Genomic DNA, 22,867 nt, shown 5'->3' on the forward strand with positions numbered 1-22,867 from the left:
TGCCATTCTCGCCTTTAATGAACTTGTCACCTTTCCTGTGTCTAATCATTTGGACGACATGTGAAATGACAAAAAAGGAAATGACAATGGAAGAACTCTTTGAAGAGCGTCTGGAAGAAAAGCAGTTGATGGAAAGCCTGGAAGAATGGCTGGAAGATGATGATTGGGCCGATGACGGTGAGGAGCTTTAACGTCTCCTCCCGCACGGTTGCCCATCAGCGATTTTCCTCTCTGCGCCTGCCTTGTTATTCGACTTCCCCTCTGTTCTAACGAATTGACCTGTATGGGTCATGCCTCCTGATGTCTGCTTTTTTTTATCTGCCATTCAGGTCACACTCTTTCTGATGTGGCTGACTATAATTGGCCGAACCGTGCTGTGTTTGTCACTTTGGGTGTGACGGGGTAAGGCAGCGGCGGCAACTACAATAATTCAGGGAAAGGAAGGGCACTTCATGTCTTCATCTGCGGTGACATCCGAAGCCATTCTGTTTTTTGATCATCGAGGGATCAGCAAGAGTATGCTGTATTCCGACTTCGAAGCCATTCTGGACGGGATGGTCGGTGTGCCGGAGTTCGCCGACAAAGAGGTGCGTGGCGCCTATTGTGTTGTGAATGGCCAATTGAAGGTGCGAGGTCTGGTGTTGTTTACCATTGACTTCGATGAAGACGGAATGGCTGATACGACCTGGAATGTGCCGCTTCGCCATCTGGTCGAGCATGCGGCCCAGGGGCCGGATATGGGGGCTGGACCGGTTCGTCTTGCTTGCCGCAGCCAGTGCCCGGTGGCCTGGCACCAGGACCAACTGTGGGATCCGGGCATGAAGCCCGGCGCCAACGACTTTATTGCTATCCGCGATACCATTTATGACCGAGGCTCCAAGATGGGGTTGGAGCTTGATGATGATATGGAGCCGCCATCCATTGCGCCGCCTGTACTTGGCGCTCAGGAGGTACCGGCCGCTCCCGCTGTCAAGGCCGACGAAGAGGTTCGCAAAAAAGATGACGAAGAGCGGGTGCGGCTTGCCCGGATTATCAAGGAGTTGCGTCTGAGGGTGCAGACCCTGGAAAACTCCCAGTCCGAAGAGGCGGCAAAGCTGCGTTATTCTGCGCAGCAGAAGGAAGAAATCCTCAATGCCCAGATTGAAAAAGTGATGGGGCAGTTCAAGGCGCTGAAATCCCAGAATGGCGCCCTGAGAGAGCAGAATGAGTCGCTCAAGGCCCAGGTGCTGTCGTTGAACCAGAGCCTGGAAGAGCAAAGTCGACGTAGCGAAAATCAGGGCAGTGAGCTGGAGGTGCTGACCGAACAGTACAAACTGGCTCTGGAGCAGCGCCTGGAAGAAGAGCGCGCTCGCCTGGCCGAGCAGATCCATGCCAAGGAAATGGACGTGCTCAACCGTGATGATTTGATCGGTGAGCTCCGTGAGGAAGTGACTGCGCTGAAGCGAAATCAGGCCAAGGAAGCCAATAGTGGCGCCCAGAAAGTTTTGGAGAAGCTCGAGGAGCTGGGTCTCAGCTTTATCGCTTTTCACCCCGGTGCGGGCCACATCTCTATCCCTGCCAATCAGATTGCCGGTTACATGGAAAACCCGGTGGCGTTTGCTGCGCGCAAGTGCCTGGTGACCGAAGACCATTACCGCGCCTGGCTGGCGCATTACGAAAATCCGGTTTGTCAGGTGGGTATTGGCCAGGATGGGCAGGCCTGTGGCAAGCGGGTCATTCGTGTAGAGGTGCCCAATCAGTTCAAACCGGGAGTCTCGGATTGTAACGCCAATCGTTGTCCGAATTGTCGCAATGATTCCGCCATCGACAACGTGCTGAGATTTCGATAGTGCGAAAGGGCGGCATGCGCCCTGTTTGTCGGGAACTGGTAGGGTTCTTGCAGAAGTTACCGCAGATAAACCTCAATAACAGAAATAAGCAAAATATCGGGAGTGGCGGATATGGCACGCGAGTCCATTGATAAAAGCCTTCTACAGACCTTTGTGCCCGTGAATGCCTTGTCTGGTGATCAGCTCGATTGGTTACTGGATCAGCAGGAGGTGTGCCGCTATTTGTCAGAAGATGTCCTTTTTTCGCTGGGGGATCAGGACAACACCACGATTTATCTGTTGAGTGGCAAGGTCGAGTTGACAGATGAAGAAGGGAAAACGCAGGTGGTCAGCGCTGGCGATACGGCATCCTGGCACCCGCTGGATCATGCCCAGCCGCGCCGTAGTACTGCACGAGCGTTGGGGGAAGTAAGTGTGGTGCGGTTTGACAGTTTTCGGCTGGATACCATTCTCTCCTGGGACCAGTCTGCCGGTTACGTGATTCTGGACATCAACGCCAACTCTGCCTACCAGAACGATCGCGAGTGGATGATTCGTCTGCTCAAGTCCAAACTGTTTCACCGGGTTCCCCCCACCAACATCCTCGAAATATTCCGGCGTCTGCGCGCGTTCCGTCAGAAGGAAGGCGATGTGATCATTCGCCAGGGAGAGGCTGCTGATTGCTGTTACATACTGAAAGAAGGTGTGTGCGAGGTCTCCATCAGTATGGGGGACAGTGAGCCGACCCCGGTGGCCATGCTGGAGGAGGGGCAGTGGTTTGGTGAAGAGGCTCTGCTGTCCGGTAAGCCCCGAAACGCCACCGTGACCATGGCTACGGATGGGGTATTGATGAAATTGGATCGCAAGGATTTCGATGCCCTGCTGCGTGAACCTATTATTAATACCATGGCGGCGGACAAAGTGCTGGAATCCGTGGATCGTGGTGCCTGGTGGCTGGATGTGCGAACCAGTGATGAGTTTGATCAGGAGCATCTGGTCGGCGCCACCAATATGCCGCTGAATGTGCTGCGCCTGAAATCCCGCCTGCTGGATCCGAGCAAGACCTATGTGGCCTATTGTGACACCGGCCGCCGTAGCGCAACGGCCGCTTTTCTGTTAAAAAACGCCGGTTTGGACGTAATCGTTCTGGATGGCGGGCTAAATGCCAATGCTGCTACCCTGAACGAGTACCTCACTCAGGGGTGATGGCTGCCGCCGGTAGCGTCCCCCGCAACCGGCTGCAGCAACCGCTGCCCCAGGGATTTCCGTGGCGCAAGACAAGTTTCGCAATATTGGGCTGATTGCCCGTTCGGAGAGTGAGCAGGCGCTGTATTCCCTGCGCCAGCTGATTCACTTCCTGCATGGACGGGATTGCACCGTGATCCTCGACAAACACATTATCTCCAGCTTGCCTGAGATGGGGCTGCAAGCGGCCAGTCCGGCGCAGATGGGGGAGGCCTGTGATCTGGTCATTGTCGTTGGTGGTGACGGCAGTCTGTTGGGGGCCGCTCGTACTTTGGCGCGTTTCGATGTTCCGGTGCTGGGGGTTAACCGCGGGCACCTGGGCTTTCTGACCGATATCCTTCCTTCCGAGATTGAGTCCCGGGTCGGGCAGGTGCTGGATGGGGATTACACCACCGAGCGCCGCTTCCTGCTGGATCTTGAAGTGCGTCGTGGCAAGACCGTGGTCGGCGAGGGCGCGGCCCTTAATGATGTGGTGTTGCTGTCCGGTGACAGCGTGCACATGATCGACTTCGAACTCATGATTGACGGCCATTTCGTCTACGCCCAGCGGTCTGATGGCCTGATTGTGTCCACGCCTACGGGGTCCACAGCCTATGCCTTGTCCGGTGGTGGCCCGATCATGCACCCCAAGCTGGATGCCATGGTGCTGGTGCCCTTGAATCCGCATACCCTCACCAGCCGGCCATTGGTGGTCGCGGGGGACAGTGAGATCAAGATCCACATCACCACTGAAAAAGTACGTCCTCTTGTCAGCTGTGACGGCACAGAGGGGATTCGCCTGCAGGTGGATGATATTATTGCCATCAAGAAGAAGCCCCACCGGCTGCGTCTCATTCACCCGCCGGGGCACGACTTCTATCAGGCCTGCCGCTCGAAACTGGGCTGGAGTACCCGGCCTGGCGATAGCAACTGAACTGCAGTTTCAGTGAATAGCGAAAGTCACAAGACGGGCAAAAGCCTGTCGTAGGGCAGAAATCGGCGTGCGCCGATCTCCGCCATGATGCATTTGAAACCGGAACACATCATGAGTTATCAAAGCTTCGAAGACCTGATTGCCACCATGACCCCAGAGATCTGTGACAACATGCGTCGCGCCGTGGAGCTGGGCAAGTGGCCTGATGGCCGCGTGCTCTCAAAAGAGCAGCGCGAGATGTGTATGCAGGCCGTGCTGACCTGGGAGGCAAAACACCTGCCTGAAGAGCAGCGCACGGGGTATATGGAGCAGGCCTGCAAGAGTGATTCAGGCAAGGCCGAGGAGCAGCCTGTGACGCTGAGAGGTCCGGATACCCTGCAATAGAAAATCGCAGGCTTGCATAATTATGCACGTGACCGACGGGTCGTCGTTTTTTTGCTTCTAACAGTCTCTTTTTCCTGCGGTTGTCGTGTTTTCCCCATTGGTATGCCACGGCTCATACTGTAATCTTCTTATGCGGCGTCCTGTAATCCTCAGTAAGTGGGCGTAGATGCAGGCCTCGGGAGACGGTGGAGTTTAGCCGCCTTTGCCGGCTTTTCGGCAGAAAATAATTAGATAACAATCGGTTTGGGAGAACCCATGCATATCTACAAGAAAGTACTGCCTGCGGCAGTCGCTATGGCTCTGGCCGCCTGTGGTGGCGGCAGTGATACAGTTCCTGATCAAAGCGAAGGCGCGACCTACCTGGGTACGCATCCCCGTTTTGATCCCATTACCTCTGATCTGCCTCTCAATACCGACCTGATTTTTGCAGCTGCGGCAACCAGCGACGGTACGGCCAATGTGGGTGTGCCCGAAAATGCGATTGAGGCAGCGGTGAACAAGCTGGACGGCTTCTCCGTTTCAGCCTATTTCGATATTGCGTTTGAGGGCAGCATTGACGCTGCCAGCCTGTGTACGCCTATCCAGGCTGCCATGGGTGCCGGTTGTGCGCCGAATATCTTCCTGGTGCCGCTGGATACCTCCGGTGGTGATGGGGATGCATTGAACCCGGACAATATCGTGGGAATCAACGCTTCTCTGATGGCCACTACAGCCTTTACTGCCAGCGTGGAATCGGTTGGCGGTGGCAGCAATAACACCTTGCGCATTACCCCGGTGGCCCCGCTTCAGGCCAAAACCAAGTATCTCGTATTTCTGACCGAAGGGTTGATGGATACTTCGGGTGATCAGGTTGGGGGTTCTGCCTCTTACCGCATCATGGGTGCCAATGAGCCTGCGCTGCCGGCCACTCTGGCGCCGGTTCGGGCTGCTGTGCAGGGCTGGGAGACCATTGCCGCAGGGGTGCTGATGGGTGCCGGTCTACACACCGATATGGATGAAGCAAAAGATTCGGTGGTGATTTCCTACACCTTTACCACGACCGACCCGCTGGCTCCGCTGGTGGCCATGGCTGCCCCGCGTGCTGCCATCTATCAATCACAAGTGGATGCAGGAGCGGACCCCAGTGCCGCCGCCGCCAACGCAGCAGCGCTTGAGCCTGTACTAAGTACCCCTAAAGCCCGGACTGTGGCGGTCAACGCGGCTACCGGTGTCGATTTTGGTACCCTGACTCAAGGTGCCCTGGCGGCTGATGTGGGTACGCTTTATACCGGTGCGATTGATCTGCCTTATTACCAGAAGGCTCCGGCCTCTGCCGCTGACCTGAGCTACCTGCAGACTGACTGGAGTGCAGACCAGGTGCTGGGCTCCCAGCTGGGTAATGGCATTCCTCCGATGGATGTGGATGGCACCTACAATGTGACCTACCGCTATCCGTTTGCCGCGAAGACCGGCGATGAGACTGTCCCCCTGCAGGTAACGTTGCCGAACCCGGCGGCGACGCCTGCGGAGTTGGGTGGTGCGAGCTGTGCCCAAGTGCGTGATAACACCGGTTACCCCACGGTGATTTACGTGCATGGCATCACCAGCGACCGGACTTCTGTGATGGCGCTGGGTCATACACTTGCCTCCAAGTGTATTGCCACAGTGGCCATCGATTTGCCGGTTCATGGTGTACCAGCCAACAGTGCATTTGCTGCAGCCCTTAATGTAGAGAACAGCCAGCTGATTCCGTTCCAGACACTGTATGGTGATGGCTTGCATGAGCGTCACTTCAATGTGGCTCAGGATGCGAGCGGGAACCCGGCAGCAATGAACTTTGCCAACCCGACCGCTCTGGACGGTTCTGGTGCTTGGTTCATCAATCTGGCTGATCTGACAAATACCCGTGACAATCTTCGCCAATCAGTAATGGACTTGCTTAACCTGAACGCCAGCCTGGAAGCCATTAGTGCCCTGGACATTGATGGCAACGGTTCGTTGAATACTGACAATGTGACGGTTGTGGGTGTGTCACTGGGTTCCATTGTGGGTTCAGTGTTCAGCACGGTAAACCAGATCGCCATGAGCAATGACGCAAGTTTTGGCAGCAACCTGAACCCGGTGGTCGGTTTTGTGGGCTCTGCTGGCGGGTCTCAGCTGGCGCATCTGCTGAATACTTCGCCGACCTTTGGTCCGCGGATTCAGGCGGGTTTGGCGGCTAACGGTGTTGAATCCACCAGCGAGGACTACCAGCGATTCCTGTACGTTGCCCAGAGCACCATGGCGTCAGGTGATCCGGTGAATTTCGCAAGCACTCTTGATAGCCTGAACGTTCCGGTTCTATTGCAGCAAATCAATGGTGATACCGTCGTGCCGAACGGCGATCCTGCGCTACCTTTGATGGGAACAGAGGGGCTTGCTTCTCTGGCGGGTGCCAATCAGCTTGGCGCTGGAGCCGCGAATGTGACTTCCACGCCTGGCATCGTGAAGATGACAGCGGGTGGCCACGCTTCCCTCCTGACACCTTCTGGCGGTGCGCCGCAGGTAACCGCTGAACTTCAGGCCCAGGTGGTGAGCTTTGTGTTGTCCAATGGCGCCCAGGTTGCCGTTGGCAGTCAGGCTGCTGCAGATGTGGAGGCGCCAGCTCCCTGAGTTTGCCTGCTACTGACGTGTTCCAACAACACCTCGCCCCGGCGGGGTGTTGTTGTTTTGGGTACACGGTAAGATACCCGCCATATCCCCTCGCAGGAGTCTCTAATGGAAACAGCGCATTCTGCTGTGAAAACCACGCGTCTTGATGAGTATCGTTCGCCCGCGTACCGGGTTGATGAAGTGCGACTGGACGTCGACATTCATGATGGTGTGACATCCGTCAGCAGTGAGCTGGTGCTGCAGCGGCACGCGGATGCTGCGGGTGTCTCGAGTATGACCTTCAATGGCGAAGGGCTGTCATTACGATCGTTGGCGCTGGATGGCGTGGTCCTGAACGAGGCCAGCTACCGCTATGAGGCTGGCCTGCTCACCGTGGACGGCTTGCCTGAGCGTTGTACGCTGAGCTCGGTGGTAGATATCGAGCCGGAAAAAAATACCGCTTTGGAGGGGTTGTACCTGTCGAAGGGTATGTACTGCACGCAATGTGAGGCTGAAGGATTTCGCCACATTACCTTTTTTCCGGATCGCCCCGATGTGTTGTCCCGGTTCACCACCACCGTTCGGGCGGACAGGGCACGCTTCCCGCTGTTGCTTTCCAACGGTAATCCTGTCGCCAGTGGTGAAGACGGTGAACGACATTGGGTGACCTGGGAGGATCCGTTCCCGAAACCCTGTTATCTGTTTGCCTTGGTGGCAGGGGACCTGGCCTGTCTGGAAGATACCTTCAACACCATGTCTGGTCGTGAAGTCGCATTGCGCTTGTACGCCGAGCACCGTGACCTGGACAAGCTGGATCACGCCATGGAATCGCTGAAGCAGGCCATGCGCTGGGACGAGCAGACTTATGGTCGGGAATACGATCTGGATATCTACATGATCGTAGCGGTGAGTCATTTCAATATGGGAGCCATGGAGAACAAGGGGCTGAATATCTTTAATACCTCCTGTGTCCTGGCGCACCCGGCGACCACAACCGATGCGGGCTTTCAGCGGGTGGAATCGGTGGTTGCCCATGAATATTTCCACAATTGGTCCGGTAACCGGGTGACCTGCCGGGACTGGTTTCAGCTGAGCCTGAAAGAAGGGTTTACCGTATTCCGTGATCAGGAATTCTCGGCGGACATGAACTCTGCGGCGGTAAAGCGTGTCGAGGATGTGGATTTTCTGGTGAATCATCAATTTCCGGAAGACCAGGGGCCGATGGCTCATCCGGTGCGGCCTTCCGAGTATCAGAAAATTGATAACTTCTACACCCTGACGATTTATGAGAAAGGGGCCGAGATTGTGCGCATGCAGTACCACCTGCTTGGCGCAGAGGGGTTTCGCAAGGCCACGGATCTGTACTTCGAGCGCTTCGATGGTCAGGCGGTCACCTGTGACGATTTTGTCGCCTGCATGGAAGAAGTTTCAGGGCTGGACCTGAGCAAGTTCAAGCGCTGGTATAGCCAGGCAGGCACACCGGTCTTGTCGGTGACGGCGACGCAGGACGAGCATGGCTACAGCCTGAATTTCCGACAACAAACACCGCCGACTCCGGGGCAGGCAGAGAAATTGCCAGTGGTGATTCCGGTGAGAATAGCGCTGCTCGATCGTGACGGTGAGCCGGTCATACTGGATGAGCAGGGTCGCCGTGAAGTCGTGTTGATTGTGGACCAGCAGGAACAGGGTTTCGTCTTTCCTGGCGTCTCCGGGGTCACGCCTTCCTTGCTGCGAGGGTTTTCGGCTCCAGTGGTGCTGCAGCATGATTATCAGGACGGGCAGCTTGAGCACTTGTTAGCCCATGACAGTGATGGATATTGCCGATGGGCGGCCTCGCGGGAGCTCTACTTTGCGGCGCTGGATCGCTTGGTGAAGGGCGAGGGCGGCACTGCAAATGTTGCGCAAGCTGCCGAACAGGAGGCGAACCAGTTGGCGGCAGTGCTTGACCAGGTCATTGCGCGAGCCGGGGAAGATGCAGCCCAGGCTGCGCTACTGTTGGCTCTGCCGTCAGAAGTGGCCCTGGGGGATCGTCATGTACCGCTGGATCCGGGGCGGGTGCATGTGGCGCACCGGTCCTTGAGGCGGGCGCTGGGTCATGCGCTTCAGTCGCAATGGCTGGAGCTGTCAGAATCATTGCTCGCTACCGAATTGCAAATGGATGGCGTTGCCATGGGGCGTCGCCAGCTACGCAATCTGGCGCTGGAGTATCTTGCGGCGGGCGATCACCCGGAAGCAGAGCGCATTGCGGTGGAGTTGTTTGAGCTGCCGCTGTGCATGTCGGAAGAACTGGGGGCGCTGCGCACCTTGGTGCACTATCAATTGCCCGGGGCTGCGCAGGCGCTGGCCCAGTTCGAAAAGCGCTGGAAAGACGAGGCGTTGGTGATGGATCAGTGGTTCTCGGTACAGGCCTCGGCAGGCGGGACAGATCAGGTGGAGCGGGTGCGCGGGCTGTTGCAGCATCCGGCGTTTGATTGGGCTACACCCAACCGGGTGCGATCTGTGGTGGGAGCCTTTGCCGGCAGTAATCCGGCGGCTTTCCATGCGGAGGATGGCAGTGGCTATCGACTGTTTGCCGAGATGTTGGCAAAGGTGGACGCCCTCAACCCACAGATTGCGGCCCGAATTGCCAATGCAGCAGCTCGCTTGCCGCGCTTGAAGGCTGAACTTCAGGGAAAACTGCGAGCCGAATTGGAGTCGGTAAAGAAGGGGGCTTCTGCCAATCTGTCGGAGGTGCTGGGTAGAGTGCTAAGCAATTGAAATGCTAAAGTTTGCCTATTGATGAATCTCCCGCTGTAGCCCGTGACTGGCTGGTCGTAAATCAGCTTTCAGGGGGGGATTCATTTTTAGCTGTGATGTGTAAGAATTATGCATTAGTGCGATGCTGAACCGTATCAGGAAGAATGATGGGACCTGGTGCGGGCATCATGGGAGAGTCAGCAGCGCGCAAGAACAATAAATAGCCGTATATGGCGACTCGGAGTAGCTAGAATGAATAATAATCCCCTGCGCAAGACCAGGCTTGCGCTGGCTGTGGCCAGTGTAACCGCACTCAGTGGTCTGACCTCACCCGTTTCAGCTGTTCAACTGGAATTTGACAATCCCGACTGGCAAGGCCGGCTTGATACCACCCTGTCTGTAGGGGCGCTGTTCCGTACTGAGGGACAGGACAGCATGCTTGCCGCGACTGGCGATGTAGTCGACATGACTGCTGCGGGTTACGGCAGCCAGATCAACAAAAACGATGCGAACAACAATTTTGACACTGGCCTTGCGTCGCTGGTGTACAAGATTACCCCGGAACTGGATCTGAGCTGGCAAGGCAAATATGGCATGTTCCTCAGGGGAACCGCTTTCTATGATCAGGAGATCATGGATGGTGGGCATGATGGCGGCATATTGAACCCGTCTTCTCCCTTTGTGCCCGGCAACGGTTTTACCCGTTATGCCACCTATTCCGACTACGCTAATAACGGTGTCGGAGATGATTTCACGAAGGATGCAGAACGTTACGCCGGTGAGCGTGCGCGTTTGCTGGATGCGTACGTCTGGGCCAACTTCGATCTGTTCGAGCGCCCCCTTAACGTGCGCCTTGGGCAACAGGTAATTAACTGGGGTGAGGCGCTGTTCATGCAGAATGGTGTTAACACTGCCAATTACTTTGATCTGAACGCTCTGCGGTTGCCAGGCTCAGAAATCAAGGAAGCCCTGCTGCCCCTCGATAGTCTCTACTTCTCTTACGGACTGACCTTCAACTCCACCATTGAAGCGTTTTATCAGTTTGAGTGGAAGAATTCTGAGGATGCTCCCTCTGGTACTTATTTCTCCACCCATGATGCCTTCCCGGGCAAGGGTGCTGATAACGTGATCATTGATGGTCGTGTGGTGGCTCTGGGGGCGGGAGTGCCCGGCCTGGAAAATGCCTTTGCCGCTTATACCAACGCTACCTATGGTCCGAATTATCAATACGAAGCTACACAGGTAACGGTTAACCGTATGCGGGATAAGGAAGCCAGCGACAGTGGCCAGTTTGGTCTGGCTTACCGCTACTTTGCTGAAAACCTCAACGGCACCGAGTTTGCCCTCTATTACACCCGTACCCACGCTCGTACCCCGGTTGTCGGGGCGCGTATCAATCAACTGAATACGGGCGGTCCTGCCAATATTGCCCAGACCATTGATACCACTGAGTATCAGATGGCCTATGTGGAAGATCAGGATATGATCGGGGGTAGTTTCAACACCAGTCTGGGGAATATCTCCCTGGCCGGTGAAATTGCCTATAGACCTAACCGAGCCATCATTAACGAGGTTGGTGATAACCTGATTCAATCCCTGGCGGCAGCGGCGGCCAACCCAGCTCCGACATTGGGCGATCTTACTCCTCATTGTGTTCGTGCTGAGTTAGGCGGTAGCTGTCTTGACAGCAATGAATCAGTGCAGGCGGGACAGCTTTACTACTTCTATGATGAGGTAGATAGCTACAACGGTTCTCTGGTCAGCATCTTCAATTTTGGGCCCGCCCTGAGAACAGATGGGTTGGTTGCGCTTCTGGAACTGGGCGTTGAGCATATCGACGGGCTGGAAACTTCTGACGTGCAATACAACTCCACAGCGGCAATCTTGAGCTCCGAAGCCGAAATCCTTAGCCCCGATGATCCAGACAAGTATTACCTTGATGATACTTCCTGGGGTTACCGTGCTGTCGTAAAAGCGGAATACAACAATATCTTTGCGGGTATCTCCATGAGCCCGAGTGTTCGTCTTGCACATGATGTTGACGGTAATTCCCCGATTGGCGGCAACTTTATGGAAGGTCGTAAAGCTGCCACATTGGGTCTGGATTTTGTGTACTTGAACAACCTGGAAGTGGCGTTGTCTGGCACCAGCTTCTGGGGTGCCAAATATTCCAACAAACTGGCCGACCGAAACAACGCTTCGGTTTCTGTTAAGTACTCTTTCTAATTTTTTGCGGGCCGCGGGTGCGGCCCGATTTCACGGAGAGCAATCATGTTGAAGAAATTGACCGCAATGGGCAGCGCTTTGGCGCTGTCACTGAGCGTAGCGGCCAATGTACAGGCGGCCGTTTCCGCATCAGAAGCTGGCAAGCTGGGTACCTCCAGCCTGACGCCCTTTGGGGCTCAGGTAAAAGGTAACGGCAAGGCAGTATCTACAGGCCTGGGTATCCCGGACTGGACCGGAGGGATTCAGCGTAAGGATATCCCCAAGGAATACACCAGCCCGGGCCAGCACCATCCTGACCCTTACAAAAGTGACAAGATTGCCCTGACAATCACTGCACAGAATGTTGGCCAGTACGCTGACAAAGTGCCTGATGGTGTCAAGGCAATGCTGAAAACTTACCCGGATACCTTCAAACTGAATGTGTATCCGAGTCACCGCTCCACTTCTGCCCCCCAGTGGGTTTATGACAACACCAAGAGTAATGCGAGCAAAGCCAAGTTGGGCGAAACCGGCGTGGATAATGCCTTTGGTGGTATTCCTTTCCCGATTTTGAGTGGCTCCAACGAAGACAAGGCGCTTCAGGCCATTTGGAACCATATCCTGCGGTGGCGGGGTCTGTATGTAGTGCGTCGGGCTTCTGAGGTTGCTGTTCAGCGCAGCGGTGCCTACTCCCTGATTACGTCTCAGCAGGAAGTGTATTTCCGCTATTACGACCCCAAGTACAATTTTGATAGCCTGGACAACATCATTTTCTATTACCTTTCCTTTACCAAGGCGCCTGCGCGCCTGGCGGGTGGTGCGGTACTGGTCCATGAAATGCTGGACCAGAAGAAAATGCCGCGTCAGGCCTGGGGTTACAATGCTGGTCAACGGCGGGTTCGTCGTGCGCCAAACCTGGCTTACGATACGCCGATCGCTGCTTCCGATGGCTTGCGCACGGCAGATGACACTGACATGTACAACGGGGCCCCGGATAAGTACAACTGGTCTCTGGTGCATGACAAGCCGGTTGAAATGTTTATCCCCTACAACAATTACAAGCTGGATAGCCCGGATGTTTCATACGAGACCCTGCTGCAGAAGGGGCACGTGAATCCTGATTACCAGCGTTGGGAGCTGCACCGTGTGTGGGTGGTAGAAGCCAATCTGAAAGATGGTGAACGCCACATTTACACCAAGCGTCGCTTCTACATTGATGAAGACTCCTGGCAAATTGCCGCCATCGACCAGTACGACCGTCGTGGTGAGTTGTGGCGCGTTAGCCTTGCCTTCATCAAGAACTACTACGAGGTGCCTACCCAGTGGACTGCTCTTGATGCATTCCACGACCTGCGTGCCCAGCGTTATCACGTACAGTTCCTCGATAACGAAGAAGCCTCGATTCTGGACTACAGCCAGCCTGTACCGGGTGACCGTTACTTCCACCCGGCAGCATTGCGCCGTCGTGGTCGCTAATCAGAAGAAAAGGCTGACAACGTAATGTCAGTATCCACAAAGCGGCCGGGACCCTGAAGGATCCCGGTCGTTTTGTACTCGGCCTCTTGTCAGAGGCCATCGGGAAGAGATGGGACAATGAAAAAAATACTTGTTATGGCAGCGGGTGCCTTGCTGTCTTCGCCTCTATTGGCGGCACCGTATATTGATAATGAGGCACCGTTGGTGGCGGCCAATGCGTACCTGGATCTCGCTGATGCCGGGGGCCGGGTTGTTGCCGTGGGTGATCGCGGCAAAATCCTTTTCTCCGATGATCAAGGCGGACACTGGAAGACAGCTGTCGCCCCTTCGGAAGTCCTGCTGACAGCAGTCTGCTTCGCTGATGCCCGTCATGGTTGGGCAGTTGGCCACGATGCCGTTGTGTTGGGCACGGATGATGGAGGGGAAACCTGGACACTTCAGTACAGTGATCCACTGGGTGGAGGAGAGTCCTCTGATGTTGAGGAAGAGCCGCTGGATGATCTGTCCATGGATGATATCTATGGTGATCCCTATGGTGACGACGATTATGGGGATGATCTTTATAGCGACGATCCCTACGAAGAAGCCTCGTCTGCCCCGGTCGATACCTCGGGTGCTCCTTTGCTGGATGTGCATTGTGAAAGCAAAGATAAAGCGGTTGCGGTGGGTGGCTATGGCTATTACCTGGAGACCTCTGACGGCGGTGACACCTGGAGCAAGCAGGCCGCTCGCATGAAGAACAGCGATGGCTGGCATCTATATGCCATGTCAGATGCGCCGAAGAGTGATGATCGTTACGTAGTGGGGGAGAAAGGGGTTATTTTTCGCTCCACAGACAAGGGTGCCAGTTGGACCCAGCTTGACAGCCCCTACGATGGAACGCTGTTTGGTGTGACAGCAATTTCAGACTACCAGGTTCTCGTTTACGGGTTGCAAGGCAATGTCTGGTTGTCTGCCAATCGAGGTGTTAGCTGGAAAAAAATCCCGACCAAGCTGACTCGTGGCGTTAATGACGGTGCGGTATTGGCTGATGGCAGCGTTGTGTTGGTGACCAATGCTGGAGGCATCCTTACCAGTCATGATGACGGCCAGTCATTCTCCCTGCGGTTCCTGCCGGACCGTGAATCCATCTCCGCAGTGCTGCCCCGTATCGGTGGCGGTGTCCTGATCGCCGGTCAAGGCGGTCTGCGTGTGATTGAAGACGTGAAATAAGGGAGCACAGCAATGTCAGGTCGAATTTCTCAATCTATCGCCGGCGCCTTGTTCAAGGTCCGTCCGGTTATATTGCTGCTCTTTATTGCCGCTACTGTCCTTCTGGGTATTCAGGCAAGCAAGATTCAGCTCAATACGGATATCAGCAAAATGGTCCCGCTGGACCACCCTTATATCCAGAATTATTTTGAACACAAGAATGACCTCAGCCTGGGTAATGACGTGCGGTTGATTGTCGCCGAAACCAAAGGTGACGATCTTTTCAATGAAGATTACATGGCCGCGCTAAAGGAAATCACCGATGAGGTGTTTGCCCTTGAAGGTGTGGATCCCAGCAAGATCAGTTCCCTGTGGACCAGCAATGTTCGTTGGAACGAGGTGACGGAGCAGGGGTTCCAGGGTGGGGAGGTGATTCCTGCCGGTTATGATGGGTCTGCCGATTCTCTGGAGCAACTTCGCACTAACGTGCTGCGCTCGGGGCAGGTCGGACGCCTGGTAGCGGATAACTTCCAGTCCAGTGTTGTTCATGCTCATCTGCTGGATGCGCTTGGGGATGGCGGTGTGGATATTCCTGAACTGTCAGCCAGCCTGGAAGAGATTCGTAGCACCTATCAGGAAAAGTACCCGAACGTACGTATTCATATCGTCGGTTTGGCCAAGAAAGCAGGGGATGTGATGGCCGCTGCTCAGGAAGTGGCCATGTTTTTCTTCCTGACTCTCGGTTTGATCGCCGTTCTGTTGTTGATCGACACTCGCTGTCTGCGAAGTGCTTTGACCGTAACACTTTGTTCTTTTGTGGCGGTGATCTGGCAGCTGGGCATTGTCAGCAGTCTGGGCTTTACCATTGACCCGTACTCGATGCTGGTGCCTTTCCTGGTCTTCGCCATTGCGGTGTCCCACGGTGTGCAGATCGTCAATACCCTGGCCAACTATGCCGCCTCCGGCATGTCGTCACTGGATGCGTCGCGTTCCACCTTCCAGGCGCTGTGTGTGCCGGGCATGGTGGCGCTGGTGTCGGATGCGATCGGTTTCCTGACCCTGTACATGATTGATATCGGGGTGATCCGTGAATTGGCCATGGCGGCCAGTATTGGCGTGGCGGTGATCATTATCACCAACCTGGTGATTGTGCCGATGTTCCTGTCCTACCTGGGCGTAAGTAATGCTTCGGTACGCAAGATTCAGGCAGGGGAGAAGAAAGATCATCCGCTGGCAGCCCTGTTCTCGCGCTTCACCCGTACACCGCTTGCAGCACTGTCCATTCTGGTTGCCGTTGTGGGTTATGCCGGTGGTATCTACCTGAGTCAGGATCTGAAAATCGGGGACCTGGACAAGGGCGCGCCTGAATTGTGGCCGGACCCCTGTGAGGAAATGGATTGCCCGCGCGGTTATGAGCCCAAGGATCGCTATCGTTATAACCATGACGTGAACTTCCTGGTGTCCAACTACTCGGTCAGTGCCGACGTGCTGGTGGTGATGGGCAAGACCCCGGTGGAGTCCTGTAACACTTATCAGGCGATGCAGGCGATTGATGACATGGCCTGGACACTGCAGAACGTGGAAGGGGTGCAGGATGTCACCACGATCTCCTCAGCCACCAAGATGATTGCCACCAACATGAACGAAGGTTCCATGAAGTGGGCAACCATCTCCCGTGACCAGTACGCCCTGAACAATGTCATGAGCTTCATGCCAGACAGCCTGTACAACCTGGATTGCTCGTTGACTCCGGTGTATGTGTTCCTGGATGACCACAAGGCGGAAACGCTGGATCGTGTGACCAAGGCGGTGGCTGATTTCGCCGAAACCCGTAACAACGCGGACGTGGTGGAGTTCAAGCTGGCTTCCGGTAATGCGGGTGTGGAAGCGGCCACCAACCAGACCATCGAAGCCAGCCAGTACCCGATGCTGGCGCTGGTCTATGCGGTCGTTTCGGTGCTGGTGCTGATTGCCTTCCGCTCCATTCGTGCGGTGATCTGTATTATCGTGCCGCTGGGGCTGACCTCCATTCTCTGTCAGGCACTGATGGCCCAGCTGGGTATTGGTGTAAAAGTGGCGACCTTGCCGGTCATCGCACTGGGTGTGGGGATCGGGGTGGACTACGGCATCTACATTTACAGCAAGCTTTCGGAATACCTGAAACAGGGTATGGATCTGGAAGACGCCTATAAGGAAACCCTCAAAACCACGGGTAAAGCGGTTGCCTTCACCGGTATTACCTTGGCCGTGGGTGTGATTTTCTGGGTGTTCAGCTCCATCAAGTTCCAGGCTGACATGGGGATCCTGCTGACCTTCATGTTCTTGTGGAACATGATCGGCGCCCTGTGGCTGCTGCCGGCGCTGGGCCGTTTCCTGCTCAAGCCGAATGCAGCGCGAGCCCGTCAACGCGGCTAACTGACGCGCTGGTTTCGTTAGTTGTTATTGGCCCGGCTATGCCGGGCCTTTTTTGTGGTCGACGCGTATTTGAGGGAATGGCTCACAACAGAGACCATCCCGTAAGAGCGTCGGTGACTGGCTGCGCTCACCCTCTGGGTCGCACTTTCCATGCGCTGATCAGCCGACGAGGAAAAGAATGATTTTTCACAGAGGGTCCAGAGGATACTGAGAAAGCTCCGTGCCCCCTGTGGAGGACACGCCGTGGATCGGGGCTTCAGCGGATGACGAGGCTCCTGTCCGACACAAAGCATCGTAGTCACCACAGCCGTTGGCTATAATGCCGGCGGTTTTCACTGATTCGGGCCCATCGATGTTGTATTCCCTCGCCAGACCGTTGCTGTTTTCCCTGTCCGCTGAACATTCCCATGAGCTCACCCTGGCCATGTTGCGCAAACGTGCGGGCAAGTTGTGGCCGGGTGCTGTACCCCATCGTCCCCGTCAGGTCATGGGCATTGAGTTCCCCAACCCGGTTGGGCTCGCAGCGGGTCTGGACAAGAACGGTGACTGTATCGACGGCTTGGCCGATCTGGGCTTTGGCTTCATTGAGGTCGGCACCATCACCCCGAGACCTCAGCCAGGGAACCCGAAGCCACGCCTGTTTCGGGTGCCTGAAGCGGGCGGCATCATCAATCGGATGGGTTTCAATAATCTGGGCGTGGATTATCTGGTCGGTGCCGTAAAAAGCAGCCGTTATAAAGGGGTGCTGGGGATCAACATCGGCAAGAACAAAGACACCCCGGTGGAAGATGCCGTGCAGGATTACCTTGCCTGTCAGCAAAAGGTGCATGCCTATGCAACTTACCTGGTGGTCAATGTATCTTCCCCCAATACTCCCGGGCTTCGCGAGCTTCAGCATGGTGAAGCGCTGGATAAACTGCTGGGCACGCTCCGTGAGGCGCAAACCCGGCTGGACCAGCAGCACCGTCGCCGGGTTCCTCTGGTGATCAAAATTGCGCCAGATAATACGGAAGAAGAGCTGCATGCCATGGCTGAGGCCTTTGTTGCGCATGGTATTGACGGTGTATGTGTGGGCAATACCACCCTGTCCCGTGAGGGCGTTCAAGGTCTGGCTAATGCCGAAGAGCAGGGTGGCTTGAGCGGTGCACCGCTGACCCCGATTGCCAATCAGGCACTGGCAACCATGAGCGCGGCGCTTAGAGGCAGAATTCCCATTATTGGTGTCGGCGGTATCAACAGTGCGGCAGATGCGCAGGAGAAACAGCGGCTGGGAGCTGAGTTGGTGCAGATTTACAGCGGATTGATTTACCAGGGGCCGGGATTGATTGGAGAGATTGCCAAGGGTTGGAAATAGCCCTTCCTCACTTTCTGATACGTATGAAAAAGGGCCCTGGTGGGGCCCTGTGGGTCGGCGCGCGAACGCGTCGGCGCGATGAGGAACTGAGGAGTTATCCGATGTTTTTCAGATTCTGGATGCTGGCTACACCCAGCAGACCCTGTGCGAAATGGGCGCGACCTTCGCGCCAGCCCCCCATCCAGTTAGTTCGTGCGTTTAACGCACCGAAGGGGCAATCTTCACGGGATTTTCCATCGAGGCCGGCGTTGTATCCCCGGCTATAGGCGCGGTCGTCTCTGTTTCGTTTTTGTCGCTTCATAGACGCTTTCCCTTTCACAGACAGCGGTACAAAAGAATGACCCCCGGGCAAAAGCGATGCCCGTGTAATGAATGGCTTCATCTTCAGGGTCGACACATTCAGTATGGGAAAGGCACCAGGGTGTGTCGAATACCAAGTAGCAATATGCTGGCCGTCCTTTAAGCATATGACGTATAAAGGACAGCACGATGACAGTTTATGTAACTGGTTGAAATTGAATGGATAAAAATTCTTCCTGTGCATAAAACAGTCACTTATGAGGAATAGATAATGGAATTTGTCGCTACCAGCATGCCCGGGTTGGCCCCGTTGCTGGCCGAAGAACTGAGCCACCTGGGAATGCCGGTAACAGAAACGGGCAAGGCGCATGTGGTGTTCAGTGGAGGCAGTGCCGATGCCTTGACGGTGTGCCTGTGGTCGCGGCTGGCTGAGCGGGTGTTATTGCCCCTGGCAACCCTGCAACTGACTCCGGATATTGCCCCGGAAAAGTTGGCCGCCAGCCAGGACTGGCGTGCGCTGGTGGGCAATGATGCGCCGTTGCACGTGCATGTGGAGCATGGTCTCGGTGTGCGTGGCGATAACCGTATCAGCGCCAAGCGGTTTATTCAGGCGCTGGGTGATGCCTTCCCCATTTCCCGTGACCCCCGTGGCAGCTGTTGCGTAAGGGCCCGGTTGGACCAGAACGAAGCGCACCTTTGGCTTGATCTGGCGGGAGAGCCGTTGCACCGGCGGGGTTATCGCCTGGCCGGTGGTCGGGCGCCGCTGCGCGAGACGCTGGCGGCGGCCATGCTATGGGCCGCAGGGTGGGCCAGCAAAGACCGGCCAGCCGCACTGCTGGACCCTTTTTGCGGCTCAGGCACCTTGTTGATCGAGGCGGCCTTGATGGCAGCTGGGCGGGCCGCAGGTGCCAACCGCCGCCATTATGGTTTTCAACATTGGCGGGGTTGTCGCCGGCAGTTGTGGGAAGCCGCCATGGCCGAGGCATCGAACTCTGCTGAGCGGCCTGTGCCTACGCTGTCGCTGAAAGGGTTTGATGCCGATTTGAAGGCGATACAACTTGCCCAGCAAAACGCGGAGCGGGCAGGGGTTCGAGCGGTCATTCACTTTGAGCGCCGTGAGCTGGGCGCCCTGCGCCAGCGTGATTTTGCCGAACAGGGGATCTTGCTCACCAACCCGCCCTGGGGCGAGCGCCTGGACGAGCAGGAACAGGCAGGATGGCTGCATCTGGGTCTGGGGCGCATCGTGTCTGTGCTGGCACCGCAATGGACCGCCATTTTACTGGGGGCAGATGCGCAGGTGATGGACCGGACCGGGATGACGCTGGATACCCAGTGGCGCCTGAAGAATGGCCCCTTCAACAACTTTATCCGCCGTTATCTGCCGCGTTCACTGGCTGCGCCGGTGGTGGTCAGGGTGGCCGATGAATCGGCCTTTGAGGTCCCCGAAGACGCCAAGCCGCTCCTTAATCGTTTGCGCAAGAATGGCAAGCATCTGCGGCGCTGGCTGGAGCGCGAAGATATCCAGTGCTATCGCCTTTATGACCGAGACCTCCCCGAGTTCAATGTGGCCGTGGATATCTACGGTGACCAGGTACTGGTGCAGGAGTTCAAGGCCCCGAAAACGGTGGACCCGGAAAAAGCAAAAGCACGTCGTGATCTGGCAGTGACGGCGGTGAGGGCTGCGCTGGGCGTGCACCGCGAGCAGGTCCACCTGCGCACGCGAGAACGGCAAAGGGGCAAACAGCAATACCAGAAACTGGATGGGCAAGGTCACTACCGGCCAGTGCGGGAAGGACAGGCCCAATTGTTGATCAATCTGCAGGATTACCTGGATACCGGTCTGTTTCTGGATCATCGACCGGTACGTTTGCGGATTGCCGAAGAGGCAGGCGGCAAGCGTTTTCTCAACCTGTTCGCCTACACCGGTTCTGCCACCGTGCATGCTGCAGTGGGCGGGGCCAAGCGTACCGTGACGGTAGACGCATCCAAAAAGTATCTTGAATGGACGGCGAGTAACCTTGCGTTGAATGGCTTTTCAACGGACCAGCATGCCCTGGAACGTTCCGATACCATGCGCTGGCTGGATGAGTGCCGCGAGCAGTTCGATATCGTGTTTTGCGATCCGCCGACCTTCTCCAATAACAAGTCCCGCAGTGACTTCGTGGTGGAAGAGCACCATGGCGATTTGATCCGCAAAATAATGAAGCGGTTGGAGCGGGGTGGGGTGCTGTATTTTTCGTGCAACTACCGCCGCTTCCAGCTCGATGAATCCATTCGCAAGTGGTATGACGTGGAAGATCTGACTCGCTGGAGTATTCCCGAGGACTTTCGCCGCAACGAAAAGATCCATGTGCTGTATGCCATCCGGCATGTGGAGGCGCCATGATGGGCCGTCGCGAATCCATCGTTATGTATACGACGATCGGTTGTCACCTGTGCGAGGAGGCGGTTCAAATGTTGGCCATAGTGAAGCCCGGGATTGAGATCGAGGCGGTTGATGTGGCTCTTTCTGATGAACTGATCGCTAAATACGGGGAGCGGATCCCCGTTCTTGCGCTTGGCGACAGTGAGCTGTCATGGCCCTTTGGTCTGCTGGATCTTCAGCGTTTTCTGAAGGGGTAATAACGTTAAATTCACAGCATGTCGTCGATGCTGGAGACATGAATACTCTAACTGCAAAACAGCTGACGAATAAACAGGTTGAGGAAATTCAAATCACCTCTGCGTGTCTTTCTGTGTGCACCGTGCGTGTCTTTTTAAATGGGCAATGGTTCTGGATTGTTGGGCAGGACGGAAAAATCCAACGGTTTAACGGGCCCGAGCATGCCAATAACCAGCTATCAGGAATATCGACAAACAAGGCAACCCTGATTCACCACTCTGCTCATGCAGAGATGGTGGGGCAGCCAGAGGGCGAAACCATCCCGCCACTGCAAGTGGGCTTTCATTGGCGTAGCGATCACAGCAGGTAAAGTACTGGCAGCCCTCTAATCGGGGGCTATCATCTGCTCTGGTGATGCCGTTGCAAAGAGTTCGCAGGCGTTAGCTGTCGTGTTTGCAGCCACCACGTCAATTGTCTGGTCGCGGAGTAATGCTACGCACTGTCCGATCCAGGGTAGAAGGGCGGGCTCGTTGCGCCTTTTCAGGGGCGGTGCAGTGGGCAGGTTTCTCGGGATCAAATAGGGAGCGTCTGTCTCCAGCAGCAGGCGATTGTCAGGAATATTGGGCACCAAAGCGGCCAGCTCCCTGCCTCGCCGTTCATCGCACACCCAGCCGGTAATACCGATGTGGCAATCCAGATCCAGATAGTCGAACAGCGCCCGTTTTGAGCCCGTGAAGCAATGCACAACGGCTCCTTTGAGTTGGTGTCGCCAAGCCTTGAGAATGGGAAGGAAACGTTCATAGGCATCACGTTCGTGAAGGAAAACCGGCAGACCCGCTTCAACCGCCAAGGCTAGTTGGGCTTCGAACGCTTTTTCCTGGGCTGGTCGGGGGGAGAAGTCCCGGTTAAAGTCCAGCCCCATTTCTCCAGCCGCACGGACCTCTGGTGACTGAAGCAACTCACGCAGCTCTTTTTCTGTTTCTGGCGAATAAAAGCGTGCACCGTGGGGGTGAAGGCCTGCCGTTGCGTACAAGTCGTCATGCTGTGATGCCAGTGCGACTGCCTGCCGCGATTCCTCAAGGCTGGTGCCCGTGATTAGTTGCCAGCTGACGTCGGCGGCGCGGGCGCGCTTGAGGACATTATCACGGTCATCGCGGAACTGCTTGTCCGTCAGATTAACGCCGATATCAGCCCAGTGGATGCGCGTTTTGTGAGGAGTGTTGTGCGGTAGTGTCATCGGATTTCAACTCTGCCAATTTACTGCGCAGCGATTCTACCCGACGGCGGTTGGCACCTAAATCCCAATAACCCACTCGGGACGCAGAGCGAACCTCAACGACGCCATTGTCGCGTACATAGAAGGTCACATCATCTGTAAAGCGAAGTACCAGGCTCTTGAAGCGGGCCTGGATTCGAGATTGACCGACTACGTCATATTCTACCCGCGGTTCGGCATCCAGCAAGGTCTGCAGGCGTTGCAGGCTGGTGTCGCGATTATCCGAAACCTTAAGAGGGGCAACCCAGTGGTCCTTGCTGCCGCTCAGACTGGACACACAGTTGGGGGAATTCGGGCAGGGCGCGAGTAAGTTATTATCGTCTGACATCACACTGCTACTCAGTACCAGAAC

The 22,867-nt window shown here is 55.9% G+C and carries 17 protein-coding genes; 14 read left to right on the top strand and 3 right to left on the bottom strand.

Annotated features, from left to right (window positions below):
- Nucleotides 1-452 precede the first annotated feature (452 nt).
- The 11 genes from Q672_RS21755 (at nucleotide 453) to Q672_RS21805 (ending at nucleotide 18,337) form a co-directional block, all read left to right on the top strand.
- The gene (locus tag Q672_RS21755; protein ID WP_022984542.1) at nucleotides 453-1,829 is read left to right on the top strand and encodes a hypothetical protein; all 1,377 of its coding nucleotides are present in this window, start codon (nucleotides 453-455) and stop codon (nucleotides 1,827-1,829) included.
- Between the two features lie 111 nt (nucleotides 1,830-1,940).
- Nucleotides 1,941-3,014, top strand: a complete 1,074-nt coding sequence (locus Q672_RS21760; RefSeq protein ID WP_022984543.1) for a cyclic nucleotide-binding domain-containing protein — start codon at nucleotides 1,941-1,943, stop codon at nucleotides 3,012-3,014.
- A 61-nt stretch (nucleotides 3,015-3,075) separates the two neighbouring features.
- On the top strand, nucleotides 3,076-3,966 hold the full coding sequence (locus Q672_RS21765) for an NAD(+) kinase (protein ID WP_022984544.1): 891 nt from the start codon (nucleotides 3,076-3,078) through the stop codon (nucleotides 3,964-3,966).
- A 111-nt stretch (nucleotides 3,967-4,077) separates the two neighbouring features.
- A complete protein-coding gene (locus tag Q672_RS21770; RefSeq protein WP_022984545.1) occupies nucleotides 4,078-4,350 on the top strand; it encodes a YeaC family protein in 273 nt (90 codons plus the stop codon).
- Nucleotides 4,351-4,605: 255 nt separating this feature from the next.
- The gene (locus Q672_RS21775) at nucleotides 4,606-6,981 is read left to right on the top strand and encodes a hypothetical protein (RefSeq protein WP_022984546.1); all 2,376 of its coding nucleotides are present in this window, start codon (nucleotides 4,606-4,608) and stop codon (nucleotides 6,979-6,981) included.
- Between the two features lie 105 nt (nucleotides 6,982-7,086).
- Nucleotides 7,087-9,717 carry an aminopeptidase N gene (pepN, locus tag Q672_RS21780; RefSeq protein WP_022984547.1) on the top strand — a complete coding sequence of 877 codons (2,631 nt, stop codon included), beginning with the start codon at nucleotides 7,087-7,089 and terminating at the stop codon, nucleotides 9,715-9,717.
- A 231-nt stretch (nucleotides 9,718-9,948) separates the two neighbouring features.
- Nucleotides 9,949-11,922, top strand: coding sequence for a DUF1302 domain-containing protein (locus Q672_RS21785; protein ID WP_022984548.1), 1,974 nt, complete (start codon nucleotides 9,949-9,951; stop codon nucleotides 11,920-11,922).
- A gap of 45 nt (nucleotides 11,923-11,967) precedes the next feature.
- The gene (locus Q672_RS21790; protein ID WP_022984549.1) at nucleotides 11,968-13,377 is read left to right on the top strand and encodes a DUF1329 domain-containing protein; all 1,410 of its coding nucleotides are present in this window, start codon (nucleotides 11,968-11,970) and stop codon (nucleotides 13,375-13,377) included.
- Between the two features lie 117 nt (nucleotides 13,378-13,494).
- Nucleotides 13,495-14,589, top strand: a complete 1,095-nt coding sequence (locus Q672_RS21795) for a WD40/YVTN/BNR-like repeat-containing protein (protein WP_031226080.1) — start codon at nucleotides 13,495-13,497, stop codon at nucleotides 14,587-14,589.
- Between the two features lie 12 nt (nucleotides 14,590-14,601).
- The gene (locus tag Q672_RS21800) at nucleotides 14,602-16,983 is read left to right on the top strand and encodes an efflux RND transporter permease subunit (RefSeq protein ID WP_022984551.1); all 2,382 of its coding nucleotides are present in this window, start codon (nucleotides 14,602-14,604) and stop codon (nucleotides 16,981-16,983) included.
- Nucleotides 16,984-17,335: 352 nt separating this feature from the next.
- Nucleotides 17,336-18,337 carry a quinone-dependent dihydroorotate dehydrogenase gene (locus Q672_RS21805; protein WP_022984552.1) on the top strand — a complete coding sequence of 334 codons (1,002 nt, stop codon included), beginning with the start codon at nucleotides 17,336-17,338 and terminating at the stop codon, nucleotides 18,335-18,337.
- Between the two features lie 94 nt (nucleotides 18,338-18,431).
- Here the strand turns inward: Q672_RS21805 and rmf are convergent, their stop codons facing one another.
- The gene (gene rmf / locus Q672_RS21810; RefSeq protein WP_022984553.1) at nucleotides 18,432-18,638 is read right to left on the bottom strand and encodes a ribosome modulation factor; all 207 of its coding nucleotides are present in this window, start codon (nucleotides 18,636-18,638) and stop codon (nucleotides 18,432-18,434) included.
- Nucleotides 18,639-18,908: 270 nt separating this feature from the next.
- Here rmf and rlmKL point away from each other — a divergent pair, with 270 nt between their 5' ends.
- From rlmKL to Q672_RS21825, 3 genes are read left to right on the top strand one after another with little or no spacing between them, the layout of a single operon-like run.
- Nucleotides 18,909-21,023, top strand: a complete 2,115-nt coding sequence (gene rlmKL, locus Q672_RS21815; protein WP_022984554.1) for a bifunctional 23S rRNA (guanine(2069)-N(7))-methyltransferase RlmK/23S rRNA (guanine(2445)-N(2))-methyltransferase RlmL — start codon at nucleotides 18,909-18,911, stop codon at nucleotides 21,021-21,023.
- Nucleotides 21,020-21,259 carry a glutaredoxin family protein gene (locus Q672_RS21820; RefSeq protein ID WP_022984555.1) on the top strand — a complete coding sequence of 80 codons (240 nt, stop codon included), beginning with the start codon at nucleotides 21,020-21,022 and terminating at the stop codon, nucleotides 21,257-21,259. Before rlmKL ends, Q672_RS21820 begins: the two co-directional genes overlap by 4 nt.
- Nucleotides 21,214-21,609: a DUF6482 family protein gene (locus Q672_RS21825; protein ID WP_147393873.1), complete on the top strand. Its 396-nt coding sequence runs from the start codon at nucleotides 21,214-21,216 to the stop codon at nucleotides 21,607-21,609. The genes Q672_RS21820 and Q672_RS21825 overlap by 46 nt, the downstream gene beginning before the upstream one ends.
- Before the next feature lie 15 nt (nucleotides 21,610-21,624).
- On the opposite strand, the gene Q672_RS21830 is transcribed toward Q672_RS21825, so the two are convergent.
- Nucleotides 21,625-22,476: a TatD family hydrolase gene (locus Q672_RS21830; protein WP_022984557.1), complete on the bottom strand. Its 852-nt coding sequence runs from the start codon at nucleotides 22,474-22,476 to the stop codon at nucleotides 21,625-21,627.
- Nucleotides 22,427-22,843 carry a DUF1499 domain-containing protein gene (locus Q672_RS21835; RefSeq protein WP_022984558.1) on the bottom strand — a complete coding sequence of 139 codons (417 nt, stop codon included), beginning with the start codon at nucleotides 22,841-22,843 and terminating at the stop codon, nucleotides 22,427-22,429. The genes Q672_RS21830 and Q672_RS21835 overlap by 50 nt, the downstream gene beginning before the upstream one ends.
- Nucleotides 22,844-22,867: the final 24 nt, after the last annotated feature.

Origin of the sequence: Alcanivorax sp. P2S70 (assembly GCF_000475295.1) — a bacterium.
In the GTDB taxonomy this organism is placed as follows: domain Bacteria; phylum Pseudomonadota; class Gammaproteobacteria; order Pseudomonadales; family Alcanivoracaceae; genus Alcanivorax; species Alcanivorax profundi.